Source organism: Blastochloris tepida (assembly GCF_003966715.1).
Lineage (GTDB): Bacteria > Pseudomonadota > Alphaproteobacteria > Rhizobiales > Xanthobacteraceae > Blastochloris > Blastochloris tepida.
Map to the genome: position 1 here is coordinate 3,005,439 of NZ_AP018907.1, position 17,317 is coordinate 3,022,755.

The 17,317-nt window shown below is 66.8% G+C and carries 12 protein-coding genes, 2 tRNA genes and 1 pseudogene; 4 read left to right on the top strand and 11 right to left on the bottom strand.

The genetic code is table 11. The features are described 5' to 3' along the window. Window positions 1-183 precede the first annotated feature (183 nt). From BLTE_RS13595 to BLTE_RS13605, 3 genes are all read left to right on the top strand, one after another. A complete protein-coding gene (locus BLTE_RS13595; RefSeq protein ID WP_160140616.1) occupies window positions 184-1,284 on the top strand; it encodes an enolase C-terminal domain-like protein in 1,101 nt (366 codons plus the stop codon). Further along, window positions 1,281-2,783, top strand: coding sequence for a class I adenylate-forming enzyme family protein (locus BLTE_RS13600; RefSeq protein ID WP_126401207.1), 1,503 nt, complete (start codon window positions 1,281-1,283; stop codon window positions 2,781-2,783). Before BLTE_RS13595 ends, BLTE_RS13600 begins: the two co-directional genes overlap by 4 nt. 306 nt (window positions 2,784-3,089) lie before the next feature. Beyond that, window positions 3,090-3,164 (top strand) — tRNA-Thr (locus BLTE_RS13605). Between the two features lie 118 nt (window positions 3,165-3,282). On the opposite strand, the gene BLTE_RS13610 is transcribed toward BLTE_RS13605, so the two are convergent. The 3 genes from BLTE_RS13610 to BLTE_RS13620 form a co-directional block, all read right to left on the bottom strand. Beyond that, a complete protein-coding gene (locus BLTE_RS13610; RefSeq protein WP_126401208.1) occupies window positions 3,283-3,675 on the bottom strand; it encodes a NifB/NifX family molybdenum-iron cluster-binding protein in 393 nt (130 codons plus the stop codon). Window positions 3,676-3,885: 210 nt separating this feature from the next. Beyond that, window positions 3,886-5,082, bottom strand: coding sequence for an EAL domain-containing response regulator (locus BLTE_RS13615; protein WP_126401209.1), 1,197 nt, complete (start codon window positions 5,080-5,082; stop codon window positions 3,886-3,888). A 149-nt stretch (window positions 5,083-5,231) separates the two neighbouring features. After that, the gene (locus tag BLTE_RS13620) at window positions 5,232-5,453 is read right to left on the bottom strand and encodes an alkylphosphonate utilization protein (RefSeq protein ID WP_126401210.1); all 222 of its coding nucleotides are present in this window, start codon (window positions 5,451-5,453) and stop codon (window positions 5,232-5,234) included. Window positions 5,454-5,815: 362 nt separating this feature from the next. Between BLTE_RS13620 and BLTE_RS13625 the strand changes: the two genes are divergently transcribed. Next, entirely contained in the window at window positions 5,816-8,599 is a 2,784-nt protein-coding gene (locus BLTE_RS13625; protein WP_244600232.1) for an endo alpha-1,4 polygalactosaminidase, read from the top strand. A 293-nt stretch (window positions 8,600-8,892) separates the two neighbouring features. Here BLTE_RS13625 and BLTE_RS13630 read toward each other — a convergent pair. The 8 genes and pseudogenes from BLTE_RS13630 to BLTE_RS13660 all read right to left on the bottom strand — a co-directional run bounded on the left by BLTE_RS13630 (window position 8,893) and on the right by BLTE_RS13660 (window position 17,256). After that, a tRNA-Val gene (locus BLTE_RS13630) sits at window positions 8,893-8,967 on the bottom strand. Between the two features lie 207 nt (window positions 8,968-9,174). After that, window positions 9,175-9,282, bottom strand: a pseudogene (locus tag BLTE_RS18600) (BRO-N domain-containing protein); the annotation flags it as partial. Between the two features lie 29 nt (window positions 9,283-9,311). Next, window positions 9,312-9,788 (bottom strand): BRO-N domain-containing protein, encoded by a 477-nt coding sequence (locus BLTE_RS18145; RefSeq protein ID WP_244599996.1) that lies wholly within the window; start codon window positions 9,786-9,788, stop codon window positions 9,312-9,314. A gap of 248 nt (window positions 9,789-10,036) precedes the next feature. Then, a complete protein-coding gene (locus BLTE_RS13645) occupies window positions 10,037-11,710 on the bottom strand; it encodes a DUF262 domain-containing protein (RefSeq protein WP_197723237.1) in 1,674 nt (557 codons plus the stop codon). A 764-nt stretch (window positions 11,711-12,474) separates the two neighbouring features. After that, complete coding sequence (locus tag BLTE_RS13650) at window positions 12,475-14,427, bottom strand: DEAD/DEAH box helicase family protein (protein ID WP_126401215.1); 1,953 nt, start codon at window positions 14,425-14,427, stop codon at window positions 12,475-12,477. A gap of 180 nt (window positions 14,428-14,607) precedes the next feature. Next, window positions 14,608-14,736, bottom strand: coding sequence for a hypothetical protein (locus tag BLTE_RS18705; protein ID WP_280177354.1), 129 nt, complete (start codon window positions 14,734-14,736; stop codon window positions 14,608-14,610). A 426-nt stretch (window positions 14,737-15,162) separates the two neighbouring features. Next, a complete protein-coding gene (locus tag BLTE_RS13655) occupies window positions 15,163-16,419 on the bottom strand; it encodes a DUF4268 domain-containing protein (protein WP_126401216.1) in 1,257 nt (418 codons plus the stop codon). Between the two features lie 204 nt (window positions 16,420-16,623). Beyond that, window positions 16,624-17,256 (bottom strand): recombinase family protein, encoded by a 633-nt coding sequence (locus BLTE_RS13660; protein ID WP_126401217.1) that lies wholly within the window; start codon window positions 17,254-17,256, stop codon window positions 16,624-16,626. Window positions 17,257-17,317 lie beyond the last annotated feature (61 nt).

Below are 17,317 nucleotides of genomic sequence, written 5' to 3' on the forward strand. Positions count from 1 at the left end.
ATGAAAACCCCTCGACGCCGGGAACTGTTGGAGCGGGGTTGGCCCGGACACTTTCGGTTCAGACGACGGGTGCCGGGGCGTTCCGCCCCCCACCCCCGACCCCTCCCCACCGCTCGCGAAGCTCGCGGGGGGAGGGGAGAAGAGGGGTTTCGACTGGAGCATGCTCCAACCGCGAGGGAGGCCATGGGCGTGCTGGTGCTCGATGTCGCCCCACCGTGCCGGCGCCCCGCCGGCACGCTGATGGTGCGCGGGGTGCCGCGCCCGCGCGAAGCGGTGCGGTTCTCGCTCCTCGACCGCGACGGGCTGACCGGCCGGGGCGAGGCGCTGCCGCTGCCCGGCTTCACCCCCGACAGCGCCGAGGCGGCCGCATGCGCGCTTGAGGCGGTGGCGGCCCGCGCGGCGGCGGCCGGCGGGCTCGCGGTGCCGGAGACCGGGGCCCCGGCCGAGCGGATCGCCGCGGCGCTCGCGCCATTCGACGCGCTGCTGGCCCCCTCGCCCAGCGCCCGCTTCGCCCTGGAATGCGCGCTGCTCGACATCCTCTCCCGCCGCGCCGGGCTCGCCGCCGCGGCGTGGCTCGCCAAGGGCCAGCCGCTGCAATGCGTGCCGGTGAGCGTGCTGCTGCCCGACGACGAAACGGCCATTGACGCCGCGGCCGAGGCCGCCGCCCGCGGCCACGGCGTGCTGAAGCTGAAGATCGCGCTGCCCCATCGCAGCCCGGCCGAGGAAGACGCGCATATCGCCGCGGTGCGGGCCGCCATCGAGGCCGTCCGCCCGGGATCGGTGCGCCTGCGGCTCGATGCCAATGGCGCCCTGCCCGCGAGCGAGGTGACGGCGCGGCTCGCCGCCCTTGCCCGCTTCGGCATCGAGATCGTCGAGGAGCCGTGCGCCGGCCCGGCGCTGCTCGCGCTGCCCGCTCTGCCGCTGCCCTGGGCGGCTGATGAGTCGCTGGCCGACCCCATGCTCGCCGAAAGACTCATGAATCTGCCGCCCAGCCGCGGCCCGGCGGCGCTGGTGCTGAAGCCCGCTTTGCTCGGCCTCTGCCGCTGCCTCGAACTGGCCGAGGCGGCAACCGCGCGCGGGCTCGGCCTGATCGTCACCCACGCCTTCGACGGCGATCTCGGCTTCGCCGCGGCGTGCGCGCTCGCCGCCGCCCTGCCGGCCGCGCCCTGGCCGTGCGGCCTCGCCCCGCACGCGGGGCTCAGCCACCCTTGGCCGGAGGGGCCGGTGCTGGCCGAGTCTTGCGGGATCGGGCTCGCCATTCCCGGCGTGGAGGCCGCACCATGACCGCGACCCTCGCCGACGTGCTGTTCGCCGCCGCCCGCGACGCGCCCGCAGCCCCGGCGCTGGTCGGCGAGGCCGGCACGCTCGGCTTCGGCGAGCTGGCGGCACGGGTCGCGGCGGTCGCCGCCGGCCTGCGGGCGATGGCCGCGCCCGATGAGCCGCCGCGCCCGCACGCGCTGGCGCTGCGGCCGGACCGCGACGACATCATCGCGCTCTTGGCCCATGCCGTGGCCGGCGTTCCCATCCTGCCGCTGCACCCGTCCCTTCCCGAGGCCGAGGCCCTGCGGCTCACCGAGGCCGCCGGGGCGCGGCGGCTGACAGTGGCCGAGGCGCTGGCCTCGGCCCGCCCGCCGGCACCGGAGGCGCACCCGCCCAACGGAACCGATGATCTGTTCCTGGTCGCCACCTCCGGCTCGTCCGGCGCGCCGAAGATCGCCCGCCTCGCCCATCGCGCGGTGCTGACGGCCGCATTCGCGCTCACCCGGCGCCTGCCGTTCGGGCCCGACGATCGTTGGATCCTGACGCTGCCGCTCGCCCATGTCGGTGGCCTGTCGGTGATTGCCCGCTGCCTCGCCGCCCGCCGCCCGATGGTGCTGGTGCCGCGCTTCTCGGAGGATGCGGTGCTTGCCGCCATCGCCCGGCACGGCGGCACGCGGCTGTCCGCCGTGCCGGTGATCGCCGACCGCCTGCTCGCCGCCGGCCGCGACGACCTGATCTCCCGCCTCAGCCTGATCATGCTCGGCGGTCAGGCGGCGCCTCTCGCGCTGCGCCGGGCGCTGCGGGAGGCCGGCGTGCCGGCGGTGGCGAGCTACGGCCTCACCGAAAGCTGCGCCGCCGCGGCTTGCGAATCGCCCGATGAGGCCGGGCTGCTCCTGCCGGGGTCGGGGTGCGCGCTCGACGGCGTCGCCATCACCATCGCCGATGAGGCGGGCTTGGGCGTGCCGGCCGGCGTGCCGGGGCGCATCCTGCTTGCGACCGAATCGCTGCTTTCCGGCTATCTCGGCCGGCCCGACCTCGCGGTGCGCGACGCTGCCGGCCGGTTCGATACCGGCGACCTCGGTTTCCTCGACGCGTCGGGGCGGCTGCATGTCGAGGGCCGCCGCGCCGAGACGATCGTCACCGGCGGCGAGAAGGTGGTGCCGGGCACGGTCGAGGCGATCCTGCGCGAGCACCCGGCCGTGCGCGAGGCGGTGGTGTTCGGTGTGCCCGATGCCCGCTGGGGTGCTATCGTCTGCGCCGCGGTCGAGCGGACGCCGGGCGGCAACGATCCGGCTCCGGTCGATTCGGCGCTCAGGGCTTCGGGGCTCAGGGATTCGGGGCTCAAGGATTTGGGGCTCGCCGCGGAAATCGCCGCACTTTGTGCCCGCGCCCTGCCGCCCTGGGCGCGGCCGCGCCGGCTGGCGGTGCTCGACCACCTGCCGCGCCTCGGCAACGGCAAGATCGACCGCCGCGCCGTGCCGGCGCTTGCGGCGCCGCTGCTGCGGCCGCTTCCACCGCCGTAAGCAGGCGATCCACCGCCGTAAGCAGGCGATCCGCCGCCGCAAGCGGGGAATCCGGCGCCGCAAGCGGGCGATCCGGCGCCGCAGTGCTGCCTTGAGCGGTCATTTCGGCTGCCAGAGCAGCTTGCACCGCCCCGCCCCTTGTGGCATCAGGAGCGCCGACGCGGCGCCCGGCGCGACGTGTCGTGCAGTTTCCGGCCGGTCCCTCCGGGACGCCGGAAACGGCTCGCCGAAAATCCGAACGCGAGTGGCGGATTTTCGGCGATCGGAATACGGCTCGAAGGCCTGATCGGCCGGAACCCGTATGATGCTGCCGTAGCTCAGTGGTAGAGCACTCCCTTGGTAAGGGAGAGGTCGACAGTTCAATCCTGTCCGGCAGCACCAGCCCGCTTCCCGAAAAATCGGCAGAAACGACTTCAGGATCCTTGGGATTGCAGGATCCTTGGACTTGCAGGATCCTTGGGCTTGCAGGATCCGCGGCTTGGCGGGTGCGTCCCGCGCCTCAGCGCCGCGAGAACAGATCGCGCAGCTTGCACAGAGTGGTGGTGATGTCGAAGCGCGGGTCGGGCAGCGCGTCGCCGGCAAGGATGCGGCTCAGCGCCTTTTCCGGGTCGGTCTCGCCGGTCAGCAGTACGTCGGCGCCGCGCGTCTTCATGTGGCGCAGGAAGCCGTCGCCGGCACTGCCGGCCACGATGATCTCGACGCCGTCCAGCGGGTGCGGCCCCGCGTCGTTGAAATAGTGGAACACTTGGTCCCCGGTCAGCTCGACGCGGGCGGGCCGGGGCAGCGGCGCGCCGTCGCGATGGCCCGACAGATCATAGAGCAGCCAGCAGGCCGCCTTCCCGGCATGGCCGCTGACCGTGGCCCAATCCCTGGTGGCGACGGCGATCTTCATGGCTCGGCATCCATCCCGGCGTGAGGCGCGTGCGGGCCGCACGCCACCACGCCCGGTTTTGGCACCGGCGAAGCGGTACGGTCAACCACACCCTCCCCGTCCCGCCTTCGCAGGTTCGCGCCACAGTGCATCGCAGAAGAACTCGGCTTTGGAGCAGCCTGGAGCGCCCGATCCGATGCGGCAGATCGGAGCGTGCTCGCGTGGCGCGCCTCAGCGGCAGCGGGCGTGCTGATCCGCGACCCAGGCGGCGAGTGCTGCGGCATCGAGCGGGCGCGAGAACATGCGTCCCTGCACCAGCGCGCAGCCGGCCTCGGCCAACCGGCCGAGCGTCAACGCGTCGTCGACGCCGTCGGCCACCAGCATGATGCGGAAATGCCGGGCCAGCAGGATGGCGGCCTTGGCCGCCTGCCAGGAGCAGTCGTCACAGGAACAGTCCTCGCACGAGCTCTTGCCGCAGGCGTCGGGCCGGTTGGCGGCAAGCAGGCTGCGGTCGAGCTTGACCTCGTCGAGCGGCAGGCGGGCCAACGCGCCCAGCGACGTGAGCCCGCCTCCGAACTGCGACAGGCCGATGCGCACGCCGCGGCGGCGCAGCCCGTCCAGTACGGCGCCGATGCGATCGGCCTGCACCATCGCCACGCCGGCAGGAATCTCCAGCACCAGGGTGGAGGGGGGAACGCCAGCGGCCGCCACGGCGGCGGCAACCCGCTCGGCGAACAACGGTTCCTCCAGCCAGGCCGGCGGCACCGGCACCGCGACGCGGAAGCCGCCATGGCGCCGCACCAGGGCGGCGCAGGCGGCAAGGGCGCTCTCCACCAGCGGCGAGATGCCGTCGCCGGCCGCGCCCGGCAGCACCTCGCACCCCACCGGCGCGCCGGTGACCAGATCGATCCGCGGCTGAAACAGGATTTGCGGCTCGGCCGGCGCCGGCGGCGCGCTGCCCGGCGCACCCGAAAGCTCGCTCTCCGGCGCCATCCCGGTCGGGATCGCCTGCACCAGCGCCTGACGCAGCTCGGCAAGGCTGAGCGGCTTCGGAATCGGCCCGCGCACGTCGAGGCCGAGCCGCCGGCCGACACGGACAGCCGGCGGCGGCATGGTCTCGCCGCTGCCGCTGATCACCACCACCGGGGTGTCGCCGAGCGCGCCGGCCATCGCCTTCAACGCCACGATGCCGTGGCGTTCGGCGAGCGAGAGGTCGAACACCACGCACGCCGGACGCCCCGCCTCCAGGCAGCGCAGCGCCTCCTCCAGCGTCGCCGCCCCGGCCGATACATAGCCGAGCTGGGCGCCGATGCGGCAGATGATGGTGCGCTGGACGAGATCGTCGTCGATCACCAGCAGGCGCGGCGCCGGCCGCGCGGCGGGGGCTGGGCAGGCGCCCGAGGCAAAGCGGGGCTGGGTATGCGGCATGGTGCGCGCTCCGGGCCGGCAGCGGTCCCGTCAAGGCGCTCCACGGCCGGTACACCGCCACATTAGATCCATACCTCCTAATGATTTCGGAAGGAGTTGGGCGGCTTCCGCGCGATCCTGCGAAAGCACACGGCCGGCGGCGCCCCCGCTCAGGCCTTCTTGAGGAACTCGGTCTTCAGCACGAGACCCTTGACCTGCTTGGTGTTGCACTCGATCTCGCCGGGATTGCCGGTCAGCCGGATGCCCTTGACCAGCGTGCCCCGCTTGATGGTCTCCGACGTGCCCTTGACCTTGAGATCCTTGATGACGGTGACGGAGTCGCCATCCGCAAGCTGGTTGCCGTTGCTGTCCCGGACGATCTCGTCGCTCATGTCTTTTCCTCGCAGGTTCTGTCCTCCAGGTCCCGGTCCTGGCGAACCCGACCTGACGATGCCGCGAGTGGTACGCCAGGAAACCTTGATCGGAAAAGGATTTTTCAGCGGCGGGCCGGCGGGGCTCCGCCTCTCCGGGCCGGATCTCGCGTGAAGCGCCGCCGGGTGCCCGCGAGAGGTGGGGCGCCCTCGACCCTGCGCATCACGGCGCGGGACGGGACGCGACCGACGGATGCCGTGACCGGATGGAGAAAATCGGCGGGTTTCTATGCAAATGCGATGATCGCCGGTCATCGCAAGAAAATATTTTTGATCTACAGACGCAAGATTGAAATTCCGCGTTCATTTTGAGGGTGAACCCAATGGCATTGACCGGCATATATGTTCTTCAGGACGTTTCTCCGACTGAGATCGCCGCTGCACCCGTCGACGTCAAGGTCGTCGAAACCTGCGATGATCACGGCACGGCCTTCACCGCCGAGCAGGTTGCGACAATGACCGCCGGCAGCGGGCTCGTCCTGGGCTATTTCAGCCTGGGCGAGGTGGAAGACTATCGCAGCTACTATTCGTCCATTCCGGAGACTGCGGTGGGGCCGGCCGACCCGCAATGGCCGGGCTGCTACGAGGTCGCCTACTGGACGGCGGACTGGCTGGAGGTCGCCAAGACCGAGGTCACCAAACTCATCGAGGCCGGCTATGACGGCGCCTATTTCGACGTCGTCGATGAGTATCAGACCGACTGGGCGCAGGCCAACGCCCCGGGCGGCGACGCCGCCGGGGCGATGAAGACCCTTGTCGAGGCGCTGTCGGCCTATGCCAAGTCCCTGGATGCGGACTTCCAGATCTGGGTCAATGGCGCCGAGGAACTGCTGACCGACGAGACCTATCTCGACGCCATCGACGGCATGCTCAAGGAGAATCTGTTCTACGATTTCGACGGCAGCTCGCAGATCTCCGCCGAAGATACCGAGTACATGCTCGAATATCTGCATCTCGCCACCGCTGCGGGCAAGCCGGTGATCGACATTGAATATGTCGCCGGCAACGCCGGCAAGATCGCCGACGTCTACGCCAAGGCCGCCGCGGCCGGGGTGGGAATCTATGTCGCCGAACTCGACCTGGCCGGGATCGACTATGCCGACAACCGGTTCAGCTCGTCGAACGACGATGTCCTCGACGGCCGCAACGGCGCCTTCACGCTGGCCGGCGGGCTCGGCGACGACACCTACATCACCGACGGCGGCGACACCCTCATCGAGGAGGCCGATGCCGGCACCGACACGGTGAAGGCGTCGGTGAGCTACGTGCTCGGCGCCAATCTCGAGAACCTGACGCTGATCGGCAATGCTGCGATCGACGGCACCGGCAACGACCTCGACAATGTCATCGCCGGCAATGCCGCGGCCACCCGCATCGATGGCGGCGCGGGCGCCGACGCCATGGCGGGCGGCGCAGGCAACGACACCTACATCGTCGACAATGCCGGCGACACCGTCACCGAACTCGCGAAGCAGGGCACCGATTTGGTGCTGGCGTCGGTGAGCTTCGCGCTCGGCGGCAATGTCGAAAATCTGGTGCTGACCGGCACGGGCAACATCAATGGCACCGGCAACGCCCTGGCCAACAGGATCACCGGCAACGACGGCAACAACCGGCTGGATGGCGGGGCTGGCGCCGACACCATGGCCGGCGGCCTGGGTGACGACCTTTATGTGGTCGACAACGCCAAGGACGTGGTGACGGAGCTCGCGGGCCAGGGCACCGACACGGTGGAGGCCAGCGTCAGCCACATGCTGGGCGCCAATCTGGAAAACCTCGTCCTGACCGGCAGCGCCGCCATCAAGGGCACGGGCAACGCGCTCGACAACACGATCACCGGCAATGACGGCGCCAATGTGCTCGACGGCGGGGCGGGCGCAGACGCGCTGGCCGGCGGCGCCGGCAACGACACCTATATCGTCGATAATCTCGGCGACACCGTGCGCGAAGCGGCGGGCGCCGGCACCGACACGGTGAAGGCATCGGTGAGCTTCACGCTCGGCGCCAATGTCGAGAATCTGACGCTGACCGGGAAGGCGGCGATCGACGGCAACGGCAACGGCCTCGACAATGTCATCACCGGCAATGCCGCGGCCAATGTCATCGAGGGCGGCGCCGGCAACGACACGCTGGCGGGCGGCGCGGGGATCGACACCGTCTCCTACGCCGATGCCGCGGGCGCGGTGACGGTGAGCCTTGCCATCACCACCGCGCAGGACACCGGCGGCGCCGGTACCGACAGGCTCGGCGGGTTCGAGAACATTCTCGGCTCGGCCTTCGCCGATACGCTGACCGGCGACAAGAAGGCCAACCGCATCGACGGCGGCGCCGGTGCCGACACGATGGCGGGCGGCGCCGGCAACGACACCTATGTCGTCGACAATGCCGGCGACACCGTCACCGAGCTTGCGAAGCAGGGCACCGACACCGTGCTGGCGTCGGTGAGCTTCATGCTCGGCGCCAATGTCGAGAACCTGACGCTGACCGGTTCAGGCAACATCAATGGCACCGGCAACGCCCTGGCCAACAAGATCACCGGCAATGACGGCAACAACCGGCTGGATGGCGGCGCGGGCGCCGACACCATGGCCGGCGGCCTGGGCGACGACCTTTATGTGGTCGACAACGCCAAGGACGTGGTGACGGAGCTGGTGGGCCAGGGCACCGACACGGTGGAGGCCAGCGTCAGCCACATGCTGGGCGCCAATCTGGAAAACCTTGTCCTGACGGGGACCGCCAACATCAACGGCACCGGCAACGCGCTCGACAACACGATCGCCGGCAATGCCGGCGCCAATTTGCTCAATGGCGGGGCGGGCAACGACACGCTGATCGGCGGCGGCGGGGCGGACATCCTGACCGGCAGCGCGGGGATGGATACGTTCGTGTTCGCGGCCGGGTTCGGCGCCGACAGGATCACCGACTTCACGGTCGGTGACGATGTGATCCGATTCGATTCGGATCTGTTCGCCGATTTTGACGCCGTGCTGGCGGCCGCAAGTCAGGTCGGGGCCGATACCGTCATCACCCTCGACGCGGACAACACGCTGACGCTGGCGAATGTGGAGACGTCGTCGCTCCTCCTCGCCAGCTTCGACTTCGCCTGACGATGCGGCCGGGGGCCGGCGAATCGTTTGACACAACAGCCGGCTCTTGGCCCTGTCCGCCGCCTCATGGCCGGGCTTGTCCCGGCCATCCACGTCTTTGTTCCAAAAGGCATTTCAAGTCGTGGATGCCCGCGACGAGCGCGGGCATCGGCGCCATCCCCGTTGTGACACCGGCGCGGCTGGCTTGCCCGCGCGCGGGCGCAACGCCATGGCGAGCCCCGGGGCAGCACGCTTCACCGTGCCCGACCCGTTGAGTCTTCTCGCGATTTTCCGGCTGAGGTTCAGGCAGGGAATGGTGGGCGCGACTGGGATCGAACCAGTGACCCCTACGATGTCAACGTAGTGCTCTCCCGCTGAGCTACGCGCCCGAACCGGACGGCCGATCACTCGATAACCCCTGTTAGATCAAGCGTTTACGAGAATCACGGTAGCCGCTCTCGGCGCCCGTGGCAAGCCGGTTGTCGCCGCAAGAGAGCGCAGAATGCCTCTCGAAACCTGCCGCCGCTGTGACACCAGTGTGACAGGAAGTGACAGAAGCCCCATCTGAACAACCTGAATTTTTCTGAGGTTGGCCGCTTGCGGATCGCCGGCAGAACCGTGCCGGTCACCCAGTCGCGGAGCTTCTTGGCCACCGGCTTGTCGCTGCGCATGATCAACGGATAGAGGCCGGGCTCGGAGATCAGCGAGACCGGGCCACCCTTGCCCGTAACCCCTACGTCAGACCGAGGGGTAAGGCGGCATGAACTCCGTCGTCCCTCGCGGATCTTCGAGCGGTCCTCGCCGGCCAGCATGTAGCCGCCGGTCTCGCGAACGCGGGCAGCACCTCGCGGGTCACCCAGTCCTGGAACGGCTTGGCCACCGGCTTCGTGCTGCGCATGACGAACTTGTAGAGACCACTCTCGGAAAGGAGCAGTGCTTGAGTCATCCCCTTCCCAGAGGAAATTCCTCTCGGCATCTGTCGCCGCTCATCCTCAGCCAGGAACGCGAAGTTGGAGCCGGCCTGGGCAATGCCTAGAACCCGGCGAACGTCGCCGGCCACGAACCACGGCTTGCCGTCGATACTCACGACCCGCACCTTGTGGGTCACGTTGAGCCCATCGATCAGGGCGTTGAAGTCGAATGTCAGCGGCCGAGCTAACCGCTTTTGTAACCCTGAGAAATTCTCAGGGAGGTCTTTGCGGGAGAGCATCCCAAGGACGGTTAAGCGCGGCAGGGACTCGCCCTGGAGGGTGCCGAGGTCTCGAGCGCCTCCGCCGCAAGAGCGCGGGCATCGCGGGTCGCCCACACCCACAGCGGGGGTGTGGGGCATTTTTGCGCCGCGCTGCACCCAGTGACGGATTCGGGGACGATTGCGGAATATCGCCTTTCAGGCTCGCATGGAGCAGTAACGGCGCATCTGGTGGCCGCCACGCCCTCCAATGCCCTCTGGCGATGCCGTCACTTAAAGCGTTCGAACAGCGCGCCCAGGCGCTCCGGAGGAACATCATTAACCTGATTGCCCTGCCGCTCTGGCCATTTCCCATTCCAATGGGAGGGTTGGTTTTGACCGAGTATCTCGAAAACAAAGATCGTCTTATCGTAGTACTGAACGCACTTTAGGTGAGAGTTCACGTAAGACTTTAGCGGCTCCGAGAGTGCGGAGCGTCCTACACGATTAGTTATGTCCTGAAACATATGATCAAGAGTCTTATTAGCATATTTCGCCTCGTGATCCACTCCGGTCACGTAAAATCCACCGAACGACAGCGGCTTGATACCGAAAATTTCCTGCACTCTCGCCGCAGTCTGTGCATTCTCAGCAACGCCGACGAGCACGTAGCCCTTGTGGCCCTTGCCAATATTAGCGATGGCAGCGCAGGTTTCCATGATCTTGTCGAATGAGCCTTCATCGAAGGTCGGGGACTGCTTGAGAGTATAAAAGCCCTGCTTAAAATCGTAGGCTGCTTGTTCAGTCAGCGAGTTAGTTAGCAGATTCTGGAACTTGGTGACCCAATGGACCTTTGCCGGATCCGGGTTCTTGTCTTCTTCGAAGAAGCCCTGGATCCAGCCGACTACTGAATCGACAGTCTTGCTGCGGTTCTCCGCGCCCCATCTGCCGCCGTCTTGAATGTCTATATTCCTCCCGCAATCCGTCAACCGCGCGATGAGGCCCGCGCTGTTTGACACCACCATGCTCTTCTTGACGATCAAGTCGTGAAGAGCGAGGAAGACGGCCTGAAAATAGCGGGGTACCGGGTTGCCGCCATTTCCGGAGGGAAAGATCAATCCGGAAAATGTCGTCTTGGCCTGTCCTAGCAGCAGGGCCAGGGCATCCTGCACACGTTGATAGTCAAAGTCGACGAGTTCCGGGCTTCGCTTTCTAATGGCCTGATCGATTGCGTCAAACCGCGCCTTGCTACTGCTCGTCATCGGAAATGATGCGCCGTAGTAGTCATCAAAGAGTTCCGTGCGTGAGGCCACGGGTTCGTCCGAGATCATGTAAGCAACGAGATCGGCGACCAATTCCTCGTCGCGGCTCTGACGCAGTTGTTCCTTCGTCAGGATTCCGTTGGCGACCCAGAAGACGCCGTCTGCGCTGATCCCGTAGTCAAGGTCCCTGTTCGTGATGCTGATCTTGCTCATCTCACTGAGAGGAAGCAGGTCGGAGTTCGAGGTATCGCCGCGCACTCGCGCAGAAATCTGCCGGACGCACTCTGCGAACGCATCGGTCGCACCTGCTGCCCGAAGCTCCTGCCGAGAGAGTTTGCGACCGCCGGAGTTGATGCGCCGGAAGACCTCCTCGACCGACTCGCCATGCGCTGCCTCGTAGATTGACAGCGGAACCGGGTAGGATGCGACCGCAAGGCATCGTTCCCGTTGGAGGATCGGTGTCTTTTGCTCGATCACATTGCGATCAAGTAAATCCTTCGTCGTAGCGAAAGTGTTCAGATCGAAGTAACCGCCATCAACCGCGAATTCGTTCCCGATGAACGATGTGATGGCGTTCATGCGTTGCATCCCATCAATGATCTCGAGCGTGCCGTCCTGCCGTCCTATAGGCTCGGCGAGCAAAATTATAGGGACGGGAAACCCTCTAATTATGGAGTCGATAAAGCTCTGCTTCTCCTCCATGGTCCAAATTAGCTTACGCTGATACCTCCTATTTACGACGTATTTGTCGTCCCGAAAGTTGATGAAGACCCTTTCCACTTGCTCGCCGCGGACAATGAGGTCCTGTTGTGTCGCTGCCATTTTGTCTTACCGCCCTAAGCCCATTCTTGCTGTCAGAAGTCATAAGGCACACGACATTAAATTCCAACTCAACCGTCAGAGTTTGGGTTTCCGTCATTGCATCCAGTGGCGGCGCAGAAGGGGCGCGGCTCAATTTCTCGACAAAGAACCTCTTCGTGGGGAACGTCACTTGTTGGGCCATCGCCGTCGAAATGACCGTCCTGGAACGCAAACTTGTCGCAGAAGCGATCTGTTACGCGAGCTACCTCCCACCATCCGCCCCACACCCTGACTACGGGTGGATTGCGCGGCCCGCCGGATGGGGTTTCGGACAAGGTGAGGATGTGGGCGGGATGGTCAGCCCTGCGGGTCTGGGGTCGAGCTTCGGTGCGCCGTCCGGGGCATCTTGCTGGTCTCGGCGTTGACGTGGACGGTGGCCCCGAAGGTGGCGCCGGGTTCGTCATCCTCCTCCCCGACACCATCCTCATGGCCGGCGCTCTTCTGGAGGCCCCGCCGGCTCCGACACCAGGACCTGGGCGGAACCGGCGGATCGCCAGAGAAGACGCCTCCAACATGGAAGGGATCAGCAAGAGGAGGGCGAGCCCCGAGGGCGAGCGTCGGCCAACTAATGCTCCTCCCCAAACGTCTCTAATAAAGGAGAGGCATTAATTGCGGACCAGCCGTCGTCCCTCGACTTGCCACCCGGCCTCGACGCATGCCCGATCCCGCGCCACCTGCCAAGACTTGTTGCTGAGGTTGACCTCCAGATCGGCCGTGATGACCTTCTTCAGGGCCACGAGGGTCACGCTGTCGGCGCCCTCGGGCAGGGCCGACAGGTAGGCGACGATGGCCAGCTTCACCGCCTCTGTCTTCATCCCCTCCTGTCCGGTCTCCGTCTCCCAGTCCTCGATGCGGAGGCCCGGCATCACGGAGGCCACGAGGTCGAGGGGCTCGCGGTCGTAGAGGATGAGGTGGGCGGTGGTGGGCGCGGCCTTGCCATCGAGCGTGGTCCGGCATGCCGCCCGGTTGACCGCCTGCAGCACCGAGTGGGCGATCTCGGAGTGCTGCGCCTCCCTGATCTCCGTCCCCGACACCGCCGCCGTCAGGTCGTCCCGCTGGCCGACGAGGGCGGCCCCGAGGTCGAGGTCGCTGCGGTACATGGCGCCGACGAGGAAGACGTGTCGGCACCGGACCCACTCGCTGGTGGCCGTCTCGCGGCCGAAGGTGGCCCACGAGAACCGCGGGAAGCCGTCCGGCAGCACCGCGTCCACGTCGATGCCCGCCGCCTTGAGGTCGGCCCTCAGCGTGGCGCCGATGTCCGGCTGTCGCTTGTGCGGCTTGTGGGTGAAGACGAGCACGGCCTCGTTCGTGGGGATGGACTTCACGGCCTTGACGATCTCCCGCGAGACGGTGCGCTGGTCCCGCGGCTTGGCGAACTCCCTCTCCATCGCCTCCCGCCCACCAGCCCGCTTCCACCAGCGGATGGTGACGTCGCCGTAGGTCTTGATGGTGCGGCCGGGGAACCAGTCGTCCGCCTTGATGGTCCTGTCGGCATCCACCAGCGTCCGGATTGGCGTCGAGGCGTCGAGGATCACGACGTTGTCGAGGTCGGTCGGCACCGCGAGGTCGTAGCGGATGACGCCGCCGTGGCCCTGGCGAACACCAAGCAGGCGCAGCGGCTCGCTCGCCATGTCGAGGAAGGTGCGGATCGGCTCGACGGTGACGATGTTCGGCAGCGCGGCCTTGAACGCGGTGCGGCCGTCCTCGTGCATCAGCGGCATGTGGATCGTTCGCGGCTTCGGCTTCGTCGATTTCGCCAACCGGCGCTGCTCGGCCTCGATGATCGCGACAGCCCGCTCCAGATAGTCGCGGAGCCGGGCGCGGTCCTCGTTCTCGGTGCCGGTGAGCGCGTCCCGCTTGAGCAGCCAGTCGACCGCCGGCAGCAGGCTCGCAAGCTCGACGCTCTGCGCCGCCGACACGATCAGCGACTCGTCCCAGACCACCACGGAGCGGCGCTTGCCGCGGAACCGGATGACGCTGGCATCGAGCCCGCCGCCCTTCACACGGGCATGGGTGACAAGGAGGATGCGGCGCTGGTCGTTGTCGTCGGTCGGCCGGCGGAGGTCGGTGGGGTCGGCGCGGTCGTAGCCCAGCGAGTGGACGAGGCCGACCTCGTCATCGGCAACGCCGACCTCCTTGAGCTGACGGCGAATGGCGACGAGTTCATCGACCTTGCTGGCGCAGATCAGCACCGAGTACGGCAACCTGGAGCGGACCAGCGTGGCGCACCAGCACACCAGCGCCAGGGTCTTGCCGGTGCCGCACGGCATGGCGACGGCGTATCGTCCGCGCTGCTCGCCATTGGCCTGGAGTGTGAAGCGGCTGATGAGCCGGGCGATGGCTTCCTCGTGCTCCACCGACAGCTTCGAGCCGAAGGCGGCGAGGCGCAGCTTGGTCAGCGTGATGGCCGGCGTGGTGAGGGTATCGAGGTCGACGAAGATGCCGCGCGGGGTGACGGCTGGCGCTGACGTGGGGTCGAACTCCGGCACGGTGAAGGTGGTGCCGAGCAGGTTGGATTTGATCTGCGACAGATCGGACGGGCGTGCTGTGACGAGCACGGGTGAGGTCTCCTTGTCCTTGGGAACGAAAAGGCCCCGCCCGGCGGCATGCCGAACGAGGCCGTGGTGATGGTGGTCGAGGTGGAGGGCGCCGGGCTCAGCCCAGGCACCGCGCCAAGGTGACGGCAGCGCCGAGGATCAGCAGCTCGGCCAGCGCCGGGTGCAGCGCGAAGGCCGGGATCATCGCGAGCCGCTCGCCTTGCGGGCTTCGTCGGCAGCGACCTGGAGCGCGTGGCGCAGGCAACCCGAGCGGTCGATGAACGGCTTCGTCACCCGCAGGTGCTCGTAGAGAGTCATCAAGTTGGCCATGTCGGTTTCGCTGGCCCGCAGGGTCAGGCGGTCGCCTTCGTGGGGCGGCCGGCGTCGAGGGGCCGACCTCGTCATCGTCGCCATCGAGCGGGCGGCTGGGCATGCGGCCGAAAGGGCAGCCGGGTGGTGTCCATGGGAATCTCCGTGGTTGGGCGCAGGCGGCCGAGGCGCCGGCTCTGCGCGAAGGGTTCGGGAATGGTGGTGATGCGGGCCAAGGTGGCGGGGGTGGTCGCGGTGGACCCGAGGCGTCACGTCAGCCGAACAAAGCAGAACAGGGGGTGGCAGGTGTGCGCGGCTTCAGGAAAAGCCGCGCAAGGATGCCAGGGCGCCCGCATTCTGTCTTCGTTCAATAGCGCGTAGGAACTGTCAGCCGCTGAATTATCATTCAGGGCTACTCTGAAACCAAAACATCTTGGTTTCCAGCTTTCAGGATTGGACGGCACCCGAGTTATCGGCAATCTCTCGAACGAGATTGGCGACACGCGGCCGAAAGGCATTGACGTACGAGTTGATGGCCTTCCGGAACCACTCCAATTGCTCCCGCCTGAAACGATCGTCCCGCAGCGGTCTGAACTCTTTAAAGCTGTACGGCTCTATCTTACCGGCGGCCGAAGTCGGCCATCCCATGGGAATACCAATCTCACGCTCAATCTGCTCACGCTCTTCGGCGAGCTTTCGCACAATCTCTTGCGCTAAAGGCGAGTTTTTTCTTGAGGCCAGAAACACACCCATTCGGCTCCCTGATTCGAGGAAATAGCAGGTGATCCAAATGTTTGAACGAGGCGCCAGGGGGAAGAAAATGTTGGCGGCGGCCCGAACGTTCGCAAGCGGCTGCTCTGCATCGTCCAGCCTCAGCCCATCCAACAGTTCCGTCCAGAACGCCTTCATCCACCGCTGGCGTTCGTCAAGCTCACGCGGCGCCTGCAAATCGGTTTCCGACTCCTCTGCATCTTCAGAGACAGCCAAGTCAGGCCGGGCGAGATCGATGACCGTGCGGTTCACGATCAGCGTCCTGGCGAGAACCCGCGGCTGGACGATCCGCCGCCCCTCTCCTAGATCGAACACCTGCGCCTCGACCAATCCGAAGGTGAACTGAAGCGCAGCTGTGTTCTGAATGTAGTCGGCGATCGCCTCGACGCCTTCGCGGATGCCGTCGCCGAGGACAAGGAGCATGACTCGCCCTTTGGCGAGGTTCAGGCTGACGTTGTCCGCGAATGCAGCCTCGTCTAGGTCGGGGTGTCCTTGGCCTCGAATGTGCTCGACGAGGTCGAAACCCTGCTCCCCTCTCGCTCGTGCCGCCTCACGCTGCAGGTCGCTGAAGGTCCAGCGCCGGATTGCGCGGGCATAGTCGATGATTTGCCCCACGACCTCGCGACGCGCCTCGGGATTCCGCCAAAGCTTGCATTCCACCAGCGTCGGCATGCCGAGCGGGTTCACAAACAGCGCGTCAGCGTAACCAGCGGCGCGAGTGTCCAGTTCGGTGCAGACCGGGATCAGCGGACCATAGGATGGGTCGATCTCCTGGAGCGGGATCGCCTCCGGATGGCGAAAAATAAGATCTCGGACCCAAGCCTCATCGTATCCGCCTGCTTGCTTGTTGGACTGAACGGAGATGGGAGGCAGTGTCCGGGAACCGTCCTCGTTGCTTACAAGGACGAGGGGGGCATGTTGCCGCGATGACATTCGCGCTACTCAACCTTCGCGGTCGGCCGGAAACCGCACTTGCAGCTTGGCCTCAATTTTTGGCATTCGTTGTCCAACATGTTTGGGGTTCTTTGGAAAGCTTGCACGAATCGCTTCCCATACCCGCTCGCGCCTCCATACGACGCTCTCACCCTGTGAGCGAGCCCAAGCATCTGGGCGTGAACGTACTCGTGGAGGAAGCCGTCACAGCCCCCAGGTGGCCAGCGCCGCCTCGGCCGCCGCCGGGTCGTCCTTGATGCGGTAGATGGCCTGCCGGCTGAGCCCGGTGGCCTTGGCGATGGCGGCAATGCCGACCGACTGGCCGAGCATGTCCTGCACCGCCGCCATCTGGGCGCGGGTGTAGCTCGGCTTGCGGCCGCGATAGCCGTCACCCTTGGCCCTGGCGTGCTCGATGCCAGCCCGCTGTGCCTCCCTGGTGGCCTCGGCCTGGGCCTGCGCGGTCGCCGCCATGAACGCGATCAACGCATCCCTGACGGCCTGCTGCATCGGGTCCTTGGTGGCGCCGTCGAAGGTCAGGCCGTTGATGACGGTGCGCACCACCACGCCGCGCCGCATGAACTCGCGGATGGTGTCGCAGACGTCGGCGTAGTTCCGCCCCAGGCGGTCGACCCAACGGACGACCAGCGTGTCGCCGGCTCGCAGCAGGTCGAACAGCCGGCGCCCTTCCGGCCGCTCCACCAGCCGGGTGCTGACGCCGGAGATGGCGTGATCGGCGACGACGTGGTCGAGGTGGAAGCCGGCGGCCTCGGCCTGGGAGCGCTGGTGGTCGAGGGTCTGATCGGCGGTGGAGACGCGGGCATAGAGGACGGTAGCCATGGTCGGTTCAAATGTCCGTTGAGGCGACGTCCGCAGGTTCGTCTGTCCGTAGGCCGAAGTC